The organism is Emticicia sp. 17c (assembly GCF_037153985.1).
In the GTDB taxonomy this organism is placed as follows: Bacteria; Bacteroidota; Bacteroidia; order Cytophagales; family Spirosomataceae; genus Emticicia.
The window spans coordinates 531078-547535 of sequence record NZ_JBBAYI010000001.1; the positions used below are offsets into that span (position 1 = coordinate 531078).

General features: G+C 38.6%; 14 protein-coding genes. 2 read left to right on the plus strand and 12 right to left on the minus strand.

Going from position 1 to position 16458, the window contains the following annotated elements:
- Positions 1-40 precede the first annotated feature (40 nt).
- Both WAA15_RS02275 and WAA15_RS02280 read right to left on the minus strand, forming a co-directional pair.
- Entirely contained in the window at positions 41-1351 is a 1311-nt protein-coding gene (locus tag WAA15_RS02275; RefSeq protein WP_337040766.1) for a dihydrolipoamide acetyltransferase family protein, read from the minus strand.
- A gap of 31 nt (positions 1352-1382) precedes the next feature.
- Positions 1383-2657: a competence/damage-inducible protein A gene (locus WAA15_RS02280; protein WP_337040767.1), complete on the minus strand. Its 1275-nt coding sequence runs from the start codon at positions 2655-2657 to the stop codon at positions 1383-1385.
- Positions 2658-2792: 135 nt separating this feature from the next.
- Here WAA15_RS02280 and WAA15_RS02285 point away from each other — a divergent pair, with 135 nt between their 5' ends.
- Positions 2793-3518 (plus strand): DUF4197 domain-containing protein, encoded by a 726-nt coding sequence (locus WAA15_RS02285; protein ID WP_337040768.1) that lies wholly within the window; start codon positions 2793-2795, stop codon positions 3516-3518.
- A gap of 42 nt (positions 3519-3560) precedes the next feature.
- On the opposite strand, the gene WAA15_RS02290 is transcribed toward WAA15_RS02285, so the two are convergent.
- The 4 genes from WAA15_RS02290 to WAA15_RS02305 are packed head-to-tail and all read right to left on the minus strand — an operon-like array spanning position 3561 to position 8453.
- Positions 3561-4907, minus strand: a complete 1347-nt coding sequence (locus tag WAA15_RS02290; RefSeq protein ID WP_337040770.1) for a glycoside hydrolase family 88/105 protein — start codon at positions 4905-4907, stop codon at positions 3561-3563.
- Between the two features lie 12 nt (positions 4908-4919).
- Complete coding sequence (rhaT, locus tag WAA15_RS02295) at positions 4920-5960, minus strand: L-rhamnose/proton symporter RhaT (protein WP_337040771.1); 1041 nt, start codon at positions 5958-5960, stop codon at positions 4920-4922.
- 12 nt (positions 5961-5972) lie between these two features.
- Complete coding sequence (rhaM, locus tag WAA15_RS02300; RefSeq protein ID WP_337040772.1) at positions 5973-6287, minus strand: L-rhamnose mutarotase; 315 nt, start codon at positions 6285-6287, stop codon at positions 5973-5975.
- Between the two features lie 9 nt (positions 6288-6296).
- On the minus strand, positions 6297-8453 hold the full coding sequence (locus WAA15_RS02305; RefSeq protein WP_337040773.1) for a hypothetical protein: 2157 nt from the start codon (positions 8451-8453) through the stop codon (positions 6297-6299).
- 195 nt (positions 8454-8648) lie between these two features.
- Here WAA15_RS02305 and gldC point away from each other — a divergent pair, with 195 nt between their 5' ends.
- Positions 8649-8993 carry a gliding motility protein GldC gene (gldC, locus tag WAA15_RS02310; protein WP_337040774.1) on the plus strand — a complete coding sequence of 115 codons (345 nt, stop codon included), beginning with the start codon at positions 8649-8651 and terminating at the stop codon, positions 8991-8993.
- A 79-nt stretch (positions 8994-9072) separates the two neighbouring features.
- Here the strand turns inward: gldC and WAA15_RS02315 are convergent, their stop codons facing one another.
- The 6 genes from WAA15_RS02315 to WAA15_RS02340 all read right to left on the minus strand — a co-directional run bounded on the left by WAA15_RS02315 (position 9073) and on the right by WAA15_RS02340 (position 16456).
- A complete protein-coding gene (locus WAA15_RS02315) occupies positions 9073-9816 on the minus strand; it encodes an acyl-CoA desaturase (protein ID WP_337040775.1) in 744 nt (247 codons plus the stop codon).
- A 139-nt stretch (positions 9817-9955) separates the two neighbouring features.
- On the minus strand, positions 9956-10573 hold the full coding sequence (locus WAA15_RS02320; protein WP_337041316.1) for a DUF4159 domain-containing protein: 618 nt from the start codon (positions 10571-10573) through the stop codon (positions 9956-9958).
- Between the two features lie 76 nt (positions 10574-10649).
- Complete coding sequence (locus WAA15_RS02325; RefSeq protein WP_337040776.1) at positions 10650-11348, minus strand: 16S rRNA (uracil(1498)-N(3))-methyltransferase; 699 nt, start codon at positions 11346-11348, stop codon at positions 10650-10652.
- 21 nt (positions 11349-11369) lie between these two features.
- Positions 11370-13322: a sialate O-acetylesterase gene (locus WAA15_RS02330; RefSeq protein WP_337040778.1), complete on the minus strand. Its 1953-nt coding sequence runs from the start codon at positions 13320-13322 to the stop codon at positions 11370-11372.
- A gap of 121 nt (positions 13323-13443) precedes the next feature.
- On the minus strand, positions 13444-15600 hold the full coding sequence (locus WAA15_RS02335; protein ID WP_337040780.1) for a T9SS type A sorting domain-containing protein: 2157 nt from the start codon (positions 15598-15600) through the stop codon (positions 13444-13446).
- 118 nt (positions 15601-15718) lie between these two features.
- Positions 15719-16456 (minus strand): L,D-transpeptidase family protein, encoded by a 738-nt coding sequence (locus tag WAA15_RS02340; protein ID WP_337040782.1) that lies wholly within the window; start codon positions 16454-16456, stop codon positions 15719-15721.
- Positions 16457-16458 lie beyond the last annotated feature (2 nt).

Here is a 16458-nt window from a genome sequence, read left to right on the forward strand (position 1 = left end):
AAATAAAAAAGACCTGAGGTTGGTCAGGTCTTTTTTATGATTAGAATAATTTTCTGTTTATATCGAAGTTTTCAAGATAATCGGAAACCCGTTTGACAAACTGCCCACCCAGAGACCCATCAACCACTCTGTGGTCATACGAATGAGAGATAATCATTTTCTGACGAATTCCGATGGTATCGCCTTGTGGTGTTTCAATGACCGAAACTTTTTTCTGGATAACTCCAAAAGCCAGAATTGACACTTGTGGCTGCATAATGATTGGCGTACCGGCTATATTACCAAATGAACCAATATTTGAAACTGTCAGGGTACCATCCGCCAAATCGTCGGCTTTAAGTTTGTTATTTCTGGCGCGGTTGGCCAAATCATTCACTTTTTTGGTAAGACCGATTAAACTGTATGAGTCGGCCTCATGTACTACCGGAACAATGAGGTTACCAGAAGGCAAAGCTACGGCCATGCCAATATTAATTTTACCTTTCCGAATAATTTTATCGGCCTCCACCTGAATATTAATCATCGGAAAATCTTTGATAGCCTTTACAACTGCTTCAATCAATAAAGGCGTAAAAGTGATATTCTCTCCTGTTTCTTGCTGAAATTTTCCTTTTATTTTATCTCTCCATAGACTGATAGCGGTCATATCGGTTTCGACAAATGAAGTAACGTGTGCCGAAATCCGTTTTGACTCAAGCATACGTTCAGCAATCATTTTCCGCATTCTATCCATCTCGATAATCTGGTCGCTACCAGATATTACCTGAGTTACAGGCTGGCTGGTTGGCATAACCGCGCTTACAGGCACGGCATCTTTCTCTTTTTTCAGTTTTACGTAAGTCAGAATATCATCTTTGGTTACTCGGTTTTCAAGGCCGGTACCTTTAATACTTTCGAGTTCTTCACTCGAAATATTTTCTTCTTTGGCTATATTCTGTACCAAAGGAGAGTAAAAACGACCTGACAATGAATTTACTTTAGGCTCTGAAGTGTCTACCAATAAAGATGTAAGGTCTGACTGCTTTTCGAGTTCATTTGCAGTTTCTTCAACTGTTTTGTCTTCTTCTAAAGCCTTAGCTTCAGTTTTTTTCTCCGCTACCGCGTTTTCAAGGTCTGTTTCAATAATACATATTGGTTTGCCAATAGTAGCTATTTCACCTTTAGTTACTAGTACTTCTTTTAAAATACCACTATGCGATGAGCCTATCTCTGTATCAATTTTGTCGGTAGCTACTTCCAGAATCATATCGTCTACTTCTACCCTATCGCCTACATTTTTCAACCAGTTCAGGACAGTACATTCAAAGATACTTTCACCCATTTTAGGCATTATCATTTCTACAAGAGCCATATTTATTTTTTAGATTTTGTTGATGTCATTTTTAAGATTCATAATCGCCGTTGAGCATTTTTCTCAGGAGGTTCATTGCTACCACGCTGCCATAGTTAATGTTGGTGTCACGTTGGTTAGACATCTGAACTTTTCTTGCAATGGTTCTGCCTTCCATTGCACAGGCTATCCAGAGCGTTCCCACTGGTTTTTCTGGCGTACCACCGTCAGGGCCAGCTACACCGCTTGTAGCAATGGCAAAATCGGTTTTCATTAGTACCCTTACACCTTCAGCCATTTGTATTACGGTTTCTTCACTTACGGCTCCGTGTATTTCAAGGGTTTCAGGTTTTACACCTAAAACATTCATCTTGACAGAGTTATCGTAACTTACCACACTTCCCATAAAATAAGCTGAGCTTCCGGGTACTTTGGTAAATAAATGTGAAATAAAACCACCTGTACAACTTTCAGCCACCGACACAGTTTTTTCTTTGCTTTTGAGTAATTTTCCTAAAGCAACCTCAAGGTCGTCGTTATCAAAGCCAAAAACAAACGACTGTATCATCGGTAAAACTTTATCTACCTCTTGTTGTACTTCACGTTTAATAGTTTCCTCGTCAGTTCCGACTCCGGTTAAGCGTAGCCTTACCTGACCAAAACTTGGTAAATAAGCCAGTTTAATATGTGATGGCAGGGCATCTTCCCACTGTTCAATTTTTTCAGCCAGAAAAGACTCCCCTACACCAATGGTACGAATCATTTTATGATATATTATTGGTGTTTCAAAGTATTTCTGAAGCCGTGGTATAACTTCGTTGGCCATCAGGTATTTCATTTCATGCGGTACCCCCGGCATCGAAACAAATATTTTTCCTTTACTACCATCGCTATTTTTTTCAAACCACATCCCCGGGGCTGTTCCTGTTTTGTTAGCCAGATAGGTGCATTTTTTAGGAACCATAGCCTGCTGACGGTTCAACTCGGTCATAGGGCGGCCTCTTTTCGTGAAAAAATCAGTAATGAAAGCAAGGGCATCTTCATTAATAATCAGTTCATCATCGAAGTATTTACAGAGAGTTTTCTTGGTTATATCATCTTTGGTTGGTCCTAAGCCACCAGTTAGCAAAATAATATCGGCTCTGCCTTCGGCTTCCTCCAGAATCTGCAAAATTTTATCTTCCTGATCTCCTACTGACGATTTCCGAACGGTCTTAATTCCAATTTTGTCAAGCTCGGTACTCATCCATTGCGTATTGGTGTCGGTTATTTGTCCATACAAAATTTCGTCTCCAATTGTTACTACTTCAGCTAAAATAGGTCTCATTATATATACGTTTGACTATACTGATTTCAAAAAGTCTGAATTAAAACTTAATTTGCACAAAAATACAATTTTCGGTATTCATTCGTTAGTAAGACAATTATTAATTCTAAAAAAAACAATTTTAATTCTTAGTAAATGAAAAGATTACTTCTTCTTTCGTTAATTGTTGGTATTCTGGGCATACAGAGTTGCGCTGGACAAAAATTAAACATAGGCAAAGTTCTGGGTGGAATTGTTGAAAAAACACAAGGTGGCCTAACCAACGATGAAATTGTTTCCGGCCTTAAAGAAGCTCTTCAGGTTGGAATTAATAAGGGTGCCGATAGTGCTTCGAAACTCAACGGTTTTTATTTGAATCCTGTTATCAAGATTCCTTTTCCTCCTGATGTTCAGCGAGTGGAAACATCTTTAAGAAAAATAGGTTTAGGACCTGAAGTTGACAAATTCGTAATGGCTCTTAATCGCGGTGCAGAAGATGCAGCCAAAGAAGCCAAGCCGATTTTTATTAAAGCTATTATGAGCATGACCTTTACAGATGCTATCAGTATTCTGAAAGGTGAAAAAAATGCGGCAACGATGTATCTGAAAAGAACTACCTCTGAACAGCTAATTGCGGCTTTTTCGCCAATTGTTGAAAAGGCTCTTCAAAAAACACAGGCTTCAAAATATTATACCGACCTTGCCACTACTTATAACAAACTTCCGTTTGTTCAAAAGGTGAACCCCGATTTAAAAGGTTATGCTACGCAAAAAGCCATTGATGGACTGTTCATTCTTGTTGAGAACGAAGAGGCGAAAATAAGAGAAAATCCGTGGGCCAGAACTACCGATTTATTAAAAAAGGTTTTTGGTTCAATTTAAAATATTCTTCTTCAATAAATAAAAAGGCACCTAAGTGCCTTTTTATTTATTGAACATAACCGCGCTATCGTTCAAATCGAATTTTTTATTTTTCAATAATTTAATCATTTCTGCACCTGCCAGTATCACAGGGCCATAGCCGTGGGCTGCATAAACATTTACAGGCCGATAATAATAAAATGCGGGGTCAAATCCCATTCCTGTACCTACACAAGTACCTTCCACTTGTCCTTTTTCATTTACTTTCGATGCTACCGCATTCCACGCCAATAAAGCCATTGGCCCATAGGTAGTAGCATCAAGCCAGCCTCTGTTAATTCCTTTGGCTATGCAATGTGCATAAATAGCAGTAGCCGAAGTTTCAAGATAAGAATCGTGGCGGTCGAGTAACTGGTGCCAAAAGCCCGTTCCTGATTGCTGAGCAGCTATTCCTTTGGCATGTGCCTTAAATTGTTGAAGAATTTCGGCTCTACCTGTATAGTTTTCTGGCAATACCTCCAATAGTTCAACCATTGTTAGCAATGCCCACCCATTTGCTCTTGCCCAATGAAATTCAGGGTGAGTTTCCATTTCTTGTACCCAACCGTGCATATATAAACCTAAGTCCTTATTAAACATTCGGTTTGAAAACTGTGATACCTGCCTGACGGCATCATCAAAATATTTTTTATCACCAGTCAAACTACCCATCTGAGCCATAGCTGGCACACCCATAAACAAATCGTCGAGCCATAATGTGTTTGGCAGAGGTCTGTTTCTGGCTAGAGTTCCATCTTTCAGCCGAAACTCTTTAGTAAAGATATAATTGATATAGTTATCAATTATAGGGCGCAAATTTGTATTGGTTTTCCCAGTTTTGGTTGCTCTAATCATGGCTGCGCACATGGCTCCACAATCATCTAATGCGTGCGGAGCAATTATCTGGCGCAAAGAAGTTTGAGGGTTAGTCTTATAAATTTCTTTAAAATAAGGCAACGTTTCTGCCAGAAATTCAAACCTGCGGGTAGTGTAATGTGTAAAGGCGGTATCGCCTGTTACTTCTCCTGCCAATAGCATAGCTTCATAAGTAACGCCCCATTCATAGCTTGTCAAACTAAAATCACCTTTGTAAACAACAGCATTGGGGTTTATCTTAGAATAATCTGTAATTACTGCATTTGTGGTTTTATCAACTACTTTCAAGGGAGTTGCTGCTTCAAGGTATGTTCTTACCCGATTTAATACTTTTATGACGTCGTCGGGTTTAGTAGTTCCGTATAAAGTGGGGTAATCGGGCTTTGCTGTATGCAAGGCATCTGAATGCAAGGTTGATGCCGGTGCCTGCTGTTGGGCATAACCAGACCACCCGATTGCAAAACTTAATGCAATCAACTGTATAATTTTAACCATAGCTGAAATAGTTTATTTTACAAAATAGCTCCCCATACCAATAAAAGCCGAGGACAGAATAATAAGTAAAAGACCAAAATACAATACTCCCATTGTTGACTTGCTAGCTCCTCTCCATTCTTTATAGAATAAGCCCCAGAGTGTGCCTACAAGAATAATAAACGCCATGTGCAATGTCCATGAGGCAAAGTTGAGCGAATCTCCTAATTTTGATTCCCCCATTCCGTAAAAGAAGAACTGAAAATACCAAGTAATACCAGCCATTAAAGCCCACATATAGTTATTTTTGAGCGGAGTACTTGCATTGGTATAATCACTAAAAGATTTGTTTCTGCTGTTCAGAATCATACACCAGACGAAGTTAGTAACGAAGCCCCCAATGAGCAACACAGGCAGGATAGCATTATTCTTAAATAAAGGATTTGTACCACTTGCTTCGGCATTGGCTGCAATAGGCTTTCCGGCTGCAAGCCCAAAAGCAAAACACGCACTCATAATGCCACAGAAAGTACCCACCAATAAACCTTTTTTCAGGTTAAATTCTTTGATTGTTTCTTGCTTGCTGGCACTATCCAGTTCTTTTTCTTTTAACATCCCTGCTTTGCCACAAACAAAAATACCAACAACGCAAAGAAATACACCTACGAGTGTAACGAAGCCCGAACGGGTTGACAGTAACTCAAAAAACTTGCCTTCATAAATGGGTGGTATAAGTGTACCAAATGCCGCACAAAAACCAAGAGCAACAGCTACCCCTAACGATACCCCAAGATAACGCATGGTTAGCCCATAAGTTAGCCCCCCAAAGCCCCACAGAATACCAAACATAACCGTTAAAGAGAGGGTTTGGATACTAGCTGACCTGATACTTGGTATTAAATCTTCGACTGTGATAAAAGCAAACAACCACGGAGCAATAATCCATGAAGCTACACCTCCTACAATCCAGCCGCTTTCCCACGACCATTTTTTTATATTTTTATATGGAATGTAGAAGCTGCCCGAAGCAAAGCCACCAATAAAATGGAAAATAATACCAAGAATTGCATTCATATTTAAATTTAGTTAGGGTAAGTAAAAAACTTCTTTTAGAGGGATAGAAACAGGCGAATTGTCGGCATTAGTATCCATGATGTCGGCCATGTAAGCCCACCAGCGTTTCACATCAGGATGCTCAGGCAGCGTATCTAAAAGGCTAGTGTCATCAATTTTAAGCGATGCAAACAAAATGTTTGTTTCATCATCTAAAAAGATGGCATAATCTTCCACACCAATGCCTTTAAGCAAGGCTTTCATTTCTGGCCACAGTTCATCATGGCGTCGTTTGTATTCTTCTGCCTGCCCAGCATGTAATTTCATTTTTAGTGCTACCCTTTGCATACCTATATTTCAGAAAAACTTTTTTAAACCTTCCCATTTTACAACCCAGCTTCCATCTTTCGGAAAACCCGGGGTATCGTCTGTGCTGCCTTCAAAGCCTGCACACATCAGTGCGGCGGCAGCCAATAAACCACCGTTACCGGGCATATATAGCCGTAGGCGTGTGTCCTGATAATTATGCCCGTTATTCAGATAAGTATTAGTTCTTATATTCATTAGCAAGCCATCTACGGCAAAAGCAGGCATTCCCAAACGGGTAGCACTCATGGCTACCATCGGGAAATCCCAGCCCCATGTATCTTGCCAGTTCCATGCTTGCCATACTTTTTCAAAGGTATTTTTCATGATGCCTTTATCAAGCATGGGTGTTTCAGGCAACATACCGAAGGTTGCAAGCACCGAAGGGTGGTCGGTTAATAAATATGGATTTGTGTACGAATCAGGTGCGCTTTCAGTTGCCAGATAAATGCTATCTTTTACGGGCAACGGCGATAATTTATCGATTACTTCCTGCCACGATTCATCGGGTTTCATGCCTAGCCGCTTACGCCATTCCTGCGCGATAGATAAGGCCCAATACCAATAGTTTAATTCATAAGTTGGGTTATAGGTATCTTCCGGCTTAAATCTTTCCTGTGCCGGAATCAGCCCCTTGCCTAATATATATTTATTCTTTTGGGTGTCGAAGTAGGCATAAGAAGCCATAAAATCGGCTGTTTCAAAAATAAGTTTTTTATATTTTTCAAGTGTTTGTCTGTTAGGTTTTTCCCGATAACACAACTCGGCAAAAGTGATAATATGCGGTTGTTGCCAGATAAGATACGTTCCTACCGAAGAAGGCGTTTCGCCTCCCACATTATCTGTCATTTTTTGCCATCTTGCTCCTTTGAAGCCCTGCCTTTGGGCTATTTTTTGTGCTGTTGGTAATGCCTTCTCGTACCACTGTAAACTTTTTTCGAGTAGTTCAATACGGCCCCACAGTGCAAAATGTACGCTATGCCACCAGTGCATTTCCAGATGCGGCTTACCGAACCAACTATTATAGGTCAGGCCTGTTTCTTGCGGAGGGGTTGCAGTTGTGCCTTGTACTTTGGTAAGATATTGCGACAAAACAATGCGTCGTTCAAGTTCAAATGCACGGGTATCGGTACTACCAGATAAATCAATTGCCCCGCCAGACAGCCAGAAATCTCTCCAAGTATCAGTGCTATTCTGTTCTACTTCTGCAAATAATACGCTTGTATTTGAAGTATTTTTTTCTGAAAACTCACAAGCAAAGCTCCATGTGTCAGTTGCCACAGGTTGAATCAAAAAGTAATGCTGTTGGTTACTTCTCGATTTTACGTTAACATTCGAGTTTAAAGTAACGTAATAAGTCAAGTCGTCAATTTTGTGGCGAACACTTATTTTTTTATCATTTACTTTAGTAATTACTGAGTTATGGTTTTCAACACTTGCCCAGTTATTACCGTTATCGATAAACTTATCGGTCGGGTATGGCAATCTGATACGAATATTTAACTGGTTACTTTTCAAAAGAGATGATTTGACCGAAACCGCTACTATATCTTTCTGCTGATGCCCTACTGTTTTAACATCTACTTCTTGCCCATCAAAAACAAAATGACTGCTAATGATGCCTGTCCAGACATCGAGTGTCTGCGTAATATCAGTAATATCGCTTAGTTGAGCTTTTGTACCGTCTTTTTTGTATAGTTCAAAGCCGATGTTACCTAATTGCAGGCGATGCGGATTCTGCCTCAAAAAATTGATAGCATCCTTTTTTCGCTTAGGTTCAGCAAGTTGTGGAGTGTATACCACTTTTCGTCCGTGGCTTTCAATTTCTTTAAAGCTCTCCTCAATGGTATACTTTTGTGTGTTTGGGAAACTATGCCACCCCCACTCTGATTGGGTACCGAGCGGAATACCATTGGCATAATAATCAGGAAAAGTCTGGAGTCCTGTGGCATCAACCGTAAAGGCAAAACTTCCGTTTCCGACTGTCAGGGACGATAACGTATCTATGCTTTTTACTTCTACCTTGTGCCTGCTTACTAGAGCCTGACGGTCAATCTTCTGAGCAAAGACCATACAAGGATAAACAATTAAAAAACAAACTTTTACCAAACGACTAAGAAGCATTAGGGCTATTGGGGTGTGTTTCATTGTATCAAATATACTGCTTATCCGCAATTTTCCTCTCCTGTACTCTCATGTTAATGAAATTTTTTCATCGAAAAATTACATTTAATGGTTCAGGGGCTAAAAAACTATCGGTACACAAGGATAAATTTATTGACAATTTGAACTTTCTAAGCCAAAAAATAATTTTAAAACTATTATCTTATCTAATTTATTTGAATGAAGAAATCAGAAATTAACTTTACCGTCGAACTTGACGACAACAGAATTCCTGAGAAAATTTTCTGGGATGCTACTGAAAACCCTAACGAAGGCATCAACGAAAGCAAGGCTATTTCAATCAGCGTTTGGGACCACTACCACAAAGGGCTATTAGGTATTAATCTTTGGACCAAAGATATGCCCTCTGATGAAATGAAACACTTTGCCATAGATATTGTTGGCAATGTGGCTCAAATGGTTGCTGATTCTACCGGAGATAAAAAAATGATTGAAATTCTGGAAAGCACTTGCAGAAGTTTAAAGAGACATCTGGAAGAAGAATTGAAGAATAATCCTCAATAATACCCCCCTATAAAAAAGGTTTGACAACCTCTACATTGTTTTGTTGAAGTTGTCAAACCTTTTTTATTTATACCTCTTTTCAGGATCTTTTTGGCTTAATAATCTTGGTCCAAGTCAGGAATTTAATTATCGGATAAGTCGGGTCTATTTCAAACCATCTTTTTCCGAAATTGATTGACATCGGGTGTTTGTGGTGATTATTCTGGAATAATTCGCCTAACATCAGAAAATCAAAAAACAATGAATTTTTAGACTCATCTTTATTATCGAAATTCTGATAACCGTATTTATGCCCACTCCAGTTAACAATGGCCCCGTGGATTGGCCCCATCAGGAAGTGAATGGGTAATAAAAAGAAGAATCCCCAATGAATGTTAAAGTAGAAAAAACCTACTACATAAAATACAATGTAACTTACCCCCCATGCAATTCTGGAAATCCAGTTATCACCGATTTTATCGATAATATGCCATTCAGGCAAGTCTTTTTCAAAACGTTCTTCAATTTTGTATTTATAAGTCAATAAAGCATTATAAATCTCTTTGGTTTTCCACATCATAGTAAATACGTTTTCAGTATGATGCGGCGAGTGCGGGTCTCTCTCAGTATCGCTGTAAGCATGGTGCATACGATGCAAAATAGCATACGAGCGCGGATTCAAATACGAAGACCCCTGCGTAATGTAAGTAAGAAAATAAAAAAACCTCTCCCAGAATTTATTCATTGTGAACATTTTGTGGGCCGAATAACGATGTAAGAAGAATGTTTGGCTAAATAATGATAAATACCAATGGCCGAAAAAAAAAGATAATGCAGCAACCATTTTTTGTGTTTGGAAATAAAATTAAAATACAAATATACTGGCTAAACCATAAAACAAAGAATAATGTTACTATGTTGCAAATAAAAAGCTAAAGTTCTTTAAAATATCCAAGTTTCTGGCTAAGAATCGTACAATTATGCTAGTAGTTAGTAAAAGCATATTGCACAAGGTTAGCTCCCATTTGCAAGGCTTTCAGGCGTAATTCTTCAGGGTCATGATACACACTTTGGTCTTCCCAGCCATTGCCTAAATCACACTCATAGCTAAAAAAACATACTAGTTTTCCCTGCCAAATTAAACCAAATCCTTGCGGAGGCATATTATCATGCTCATGCACTTTAGGCAAACCATTCGGAAATTTATATTTCTGTTGGTAAATAGGGTGAGAAAAAGGCAGCTCAATGAATTCAAGTTCAGGAAAAACTTTTTTCATTTCTCGGCGGATAAATTTGTTTAATCCATAGTTATCATCGATATGTAAAAAACCACCCGAAATCAGATACTTACGTAAATTCTGAACTTCGGCATCGGTAAAGACAACATTTCCGTGCCCCGTCATGTGTACAAAAGGGTACTGAAAAATATCACCACTACCAACCTCGACAATGTCTTCTTCAGGATACAAATTCATTTTAAGATTCTGGTTACAAAACCGAATCAGATTAGGCAAAGAAGTTTTATTGGCATACCAGTCTCCACCACCGCCGTAACGTAATTTTGCAATTTTTAAAGTAGGCTGTTGAGCCAATACGCTCATTACAAACAAAAAACTTATAAACAGACCCAGACCTGTTATTTGAATACCTTTTTTCATAAACCAATGGTAGTGATAACTATAAAGCTATAAAATTATTAATAATTGTGCAAGCTACCATGCCTGCTGTTTCGGTTCTAAGTCTGGCATTTCCTAAAGTAACCACCTCAAAACTTGCTGCTCTTGCCTGTTGAATTTCTTCTTCAGCGAAATCTCCTTCTGGCCCAATCAGAATACAATACGACGTTTGAGGTTTTAGACACCTGCTTAGGGGTTTGGCATCGTCGGCCAGATGTGCCAGAAATTTTTGTTCCTGTGCTACCGTAGTTAAAAATTTCTCAAGTGGTATCAATTCATTTATTTTAGGCAAATACGCTTTAAGAGATTGTTTCATGGCAGAAACAGCAATTTTTTCGAGCCTATCGATTTTCTGGTTTTTCCTTTCCGAGTGCCTTGTTTGTATTAACGAAATTTCATCGATTCCTATTTCAACACTTTTCTCAATAAACCATTCTAATCTGTCAGAATTTTTTGTAGGAGCAATGGCTATATGCACATAATAGTCTTTTTGTTGATAATTTCTTTGTTCTGTCAGGATTTTGAATTCACATTTTTTGTCGTTAGCCTTTGTTATTTCGCAGGCAAATAACCCGCCCTGACCATCAACCACGTGAATAACATCTTTTACTGTTTTCCTGAGAACTTTTATACAATGACGAGAGTCATCCACATCAAGAAAAGAAGACTGAGCAATATCTGGTTGAAAAAAAAGAAGCATAATTTGGATAATGATTAACAACTAATCGTTCTTGCAGCCACCTATCTGAGCTGAAAAGTAACTTCCATGCACTGCATCGAAGCCGGGAGTCAGGTCGATAAATTTATTAGCCTCCAAAGTTAGTTGTTTTGCGCTATTTAAAGCAACCATTGCTGTAATTGAAGTATTAGCTCCTATATAATTTAGGGCTGTCAAGGTTTTTACCATAACGCTATCCAGACATTTCAGCCAAACATCTTTAATTGTTGATTGTTCTGCTTGTGGGGTATCTGCTATAACCTTATAAAAATAATGTGCATTTTGCTCAACCTGAGTATCGTAGTAATTATCTCCATAGATGGTTCCTACTTCAAACATACTGGCTGATGTTCCGGTCCCTTTCTGAATACGGTACTTGGTTTGAGGGTTTCCATTCCAAGTAAGTTTAACCATCATTTCATCGGTTACGGTTATTGTTAAATCGATATTGGCTGAAACAACGGGGTTATCTGGTTTAGGCTCAGGATTATTTATAACAGGGGTTGTGGGTATTTGTGGAGCTTGCCCGCCAATTTCTACATTGTCGAAACTGAAAGCCCTCATACCATAGCTGTTTTTCAGATGAACGCCATTATAAAACGGGCTACTGTTATCGGCAAACCACGATGGCAGGTAAGAAACAAATTTTGGGTTGCTGATATTAGCCAGTGTTAAATATATTTTGTTGCCTACTCCTTCCCCTGATTGTACTACGTCGTTACGGCCATCAATATAAATATAATCTTTCATACTCCTGACTACGCCATTAACCGTTAAGTCCTGAGGATATGTCATTTGCATTCCCTGTTCAAACTCCAATACAAGGCGATTACCCTCCCAGAATATTTTCTGAATGTCGGGCGAATAAACTTCTGGAGATTCATAATTTCCGTAAACCTCTCTGCCTATGATTCTCGACAACTCAAGAGAGGTTTGCTGATATCCGCCAAAGTTGTAGTGCAAACCATCATAACCACTTGTACCTACGGTACTAAGGGTACTTATTTTAGGATACAGGTATTTTGACCGCCGTTGAAAATCTCTTAAAAAACCAGCTTTCTGATTGGCTTCTGTAAGTATATTTGCTTGTGTGTTGTAGAAACGCCGTAAATTGGGTAAATCTGCAATAAGATAATTATATAGTTTGGTAAATTGTTCAGGGTAGGCTTCTGAATCACCAAAATAAAACCCGTCACTTTCACCATGCCTGAAAATCAGGTACTTGATTTGTTCTCTCAAGCCTGTGGCATTAGTTTGTGTAATTAGCTTGCCGTAATTAGTACCCGGGTTTGCAGGATTCTGTGCGTCTCTGTCATTAAGACCTCTAATAGCTGCCCCTCCTACTGCTCCTACTATTACACCTATCGGATAATTGTATTTTTCGCTTAGCATCCGTTGCAATTCTAACGCTATTAAACCTGTACCGGGCCATTGTGAGGTTTCAAAAGGCACTAGCCATTCGCCATTACCATTATTAAAATCGTACATTACATAATACCTCAGGAAAGGGTCACGCGCGGGACGATATTCGTTTATACCGCCATAACCAAGTGCATTCGACTGCCCGTAAATCAGGAAAACATCACCAACAGCCACTTTTGAAGCTGACTTTACCTCATTTCCGTCGAGGTATAGTTTAACTGCATAATTGTATTTACCGGCCCTAATAGTGGGCGAAAATTCAAACGGCATCGTTCCTGCTACTGAAAGCGTATTTTCGTAAACGAGGTTGTCGTCCTGAAATATTTTTAAAGTGATAGAAGAATGACCATTTTCGTTCAGGAATCCTTTTACTGAAACTTCGGCTTCATTCTGGTCGTTCCGCTGAAAAATCTGGTTATTCTGCGGAAATTTCTGATAAGCTATTTGTGCCGAAGCAGCATACCAAACAAAAAATATTGGTAGAAATGCAGTTAAAAAGCGAGGGATTGTATTAAAAACTGTAATCTTACGCACTAGCAACATTAGTTTAATAAAAGCCTTATTTAGAAATAATAAACCTTATTTAGAAATAAGAAAAAAACGTGCCAAACTTTGTATATGGCTGTTAACTTAACGTTTCATACTACTATTAAAGCTATTGTATTAATATTTTTCCTGATTTGGTTAGTTTACCACTTTTAATACGGTAGAAATATATTCCTTTGCTTAAATGATGTGTAGAGAAATTTCCAGACTCCTGAAAATATTTTTGTTCAACTAACTTTCCTTTGGTATCAAAAAGTTTTATTTCAAAAGGTAATTTTGTTGCATTCCTGATATATACATATTCAGTTGCTGGATTGGGGTATACTAATATGGCAGTGTCGACCTCGGGCTCATGGGCAAGCAAACCTTTCAATACTTCAATGTTGGCAGTTCCATCGGTTTTCCCTATGCCACAGGCATTTTTTACTTCTAGTACCGTATAAGCAAACGAATCTTCTGGTTTTACTAGTAAATCAATTTTATTTCCTGAAGCCCGATGTTTGGATGAATCCGAAAGAATAAAATCGATTGGAGGTAAGCCTTCAAATTCAAGGTGGATAGCTGCATCCTCTTCAACGCTAATTCGGGGTGTGGTTGTTGATATAACAGCAGTGGGTCTTATTTGTATCTCAAACGCATTGGTTGTAAGAGCATTTGTTTTGTTTTCCTGAATAAGCCTTATTTTATAACCTGCCCCTGCTGGTATGTCATCGGGTAGCCTGATATTAATGGGCGAAGCGTCTCCCTCTCCAATAATAGGCCCAGAAGCAAAATTACCTTTGGCGTCAGATAACTGCACTTGGAAATCGTTACTAGTTGCCGTTTGAGTATTGGTAAAAAATACAGAAACCTCAGCCCCTACACATATTTTGTTTGTATCAATACGCAATGCCACAGGGCCAATTTTAGAATCAACTTCGATGGTGTTATTTTTAGTAGTTACGTTATCAAAGCTAAAGGCCCTCATACCCAGACTATTGGTAATATGGGTACCATTATAAAAAGCAAAATGAGAAAATGAATTATAAAAAGGAGGTAGATACGAAACTTTTGTACCTCTGGTATTGGTAATTAAATATATTTTGTTTCCGACTGCATAGCCTGAGTCAACACTTCCGGCTTTGCCGTTGATGTAGATATAATCTTTCATTCGCCACAGATAATCGTGTACAACTGTATCTTTAGGATACACCATCTTCATATTATCATCGAAGGCTAGTACAAGTTTGTTCTGCTCCCAGTAGGCTTCTTTTAAATTAGGCGAATAAATTTCAGGCGATGTACCTACCCCATAAATTTCTTTACTGATTACTCTGGCTAATTCGGTGGCAGTTTGCCGATACCCCGCTGTATTATAATGCAAACCATCATAGCCTTGTGTTCCAACAGTACTGAGATTGGTAATTAAAGGCGAATTATTTCTGACATTTCGCTGAAACTCTCTTAAAAAACCCGCCTTCGGATTATAGTCCGTCAGTAAATTTGCCTGAAAATTATAGACCTTTTTTAAAGCAGGAAAATCGGTTTTAATATAGTTGAATAGTTTTGTAAACTGTTGCGGGTATGCCTCAGAAAAGCCCTGAAAGGTAGCGTCGCTTTCTCCATGCCTGAAAACAAGGTATTTTATTTGGTCTCTCAAACCACTAGTGCTGGTCATGGTTAGCAGTTTGCCATATTCGGTATGTATATCAGTAGGATTGGCCGGATTTCGGTTACTGAGGGTAGCTATGTCGGCTCCGCCAACTGCACCCACTACAACTCCTATTGGGTAGCGATGTTCCTGATATAGCATTCGTTCCAACTCAAGTGGAAAAAGGCCAGTTCCAGGCCACTGAATTGATTCAGAAGGCACCAGCCATTCACCGTCTTTGTTTTCATAATGGTACATGACGTAATACCTCAAAAATACATTTCTGAGCGGAACATATTCATTGATACCACTGTACCCTAAAGCATTGGACTGCCCGTAGAACAAATAAACGTCACCCGCAACTACTCTATCAGCTTTTTTGATTTCGTTATCATTCAAATATGCCTTTACATAGTAATTATGTTCGCCAGCTTTAATTTTTGGAGAAAAACTCACATGTGTTTGTCCTTCCAATATTACATCCTGAGACCAGAACAGGCTTTGCTCCTGCCATATTCTGAGCGTAATTTTACCTCTTACAAATGTCTCAACATTAGCCTGTACGGTAATGGTGGCTTCATCTCTTTCATCTCGTTGCAAAATCTGGTTATTAAGTGGGAATTTTGTAAAGTTCACCTGCGCCCAGCTAATTTGAAATGAAAAACACAAACAGATTAATAGTATTGTTCGTAAGAAAAGCACTACTTTAATATGTATTTAGTGAATTTATATAGATTTTGAAAGCCTTATTGGCTTATTTGACTGTATAAAACCCTTTGCTATCTACTCCTATTTCAGGTAAAGTCTTCTTATTTTCGAAATAGTTATAAACGGGCTTGAGGTTTGCCCAGAATTTTAAAAGGTCTGGTTCGTTCTTAAAGGATTCTTTTAAATTCTGATATGATTTTTCTTCTAAAGAAGCCGGAAAAATATGCACATTTATTGAACCTCCTGTATTATGAGCCCTGATAGCAAGCAAATACAATTCTTCAATATTTGGATTGCCCAGCGGAATACAGCCAATAGTAACACATTCGCCATGAATATAAATATCATTGCCCGGGTTTTTCTTATCGGCAAAATGTAAATCGGACTTATTAGGATAGTTTATCTTGAACGATAAATGATAGGTACTTAGCGGATTAAAGGTTGTTACCTTGTAAAAACCTTCAGGAATTTGCAAGTCACCGGAGCGACGTTTAGGCCCTAATTTCCCTGATGATGTACAAAAATCATAGGTTTTAATTAAGGTATAATTTGACGCATCCAGATTTTTCGCCCACACTTCAAGTTTTTCCTCTTTTTTGAACGCTCTCAGAAAAAGGTTAAAATGGGTTTTGTCAATTTTTTTCGAGGTCAGCAGTTTATCTACTTTTTTTCCTTTTTCTTGATTTGCTTTCGCTACTCTTGGCGATTGTAGTTGTTTTGAAAGAAAATCAGGAGGACTTATAAATGACATCAAGCACAGAAAAGTTAAAATCAGAAATTTCATTA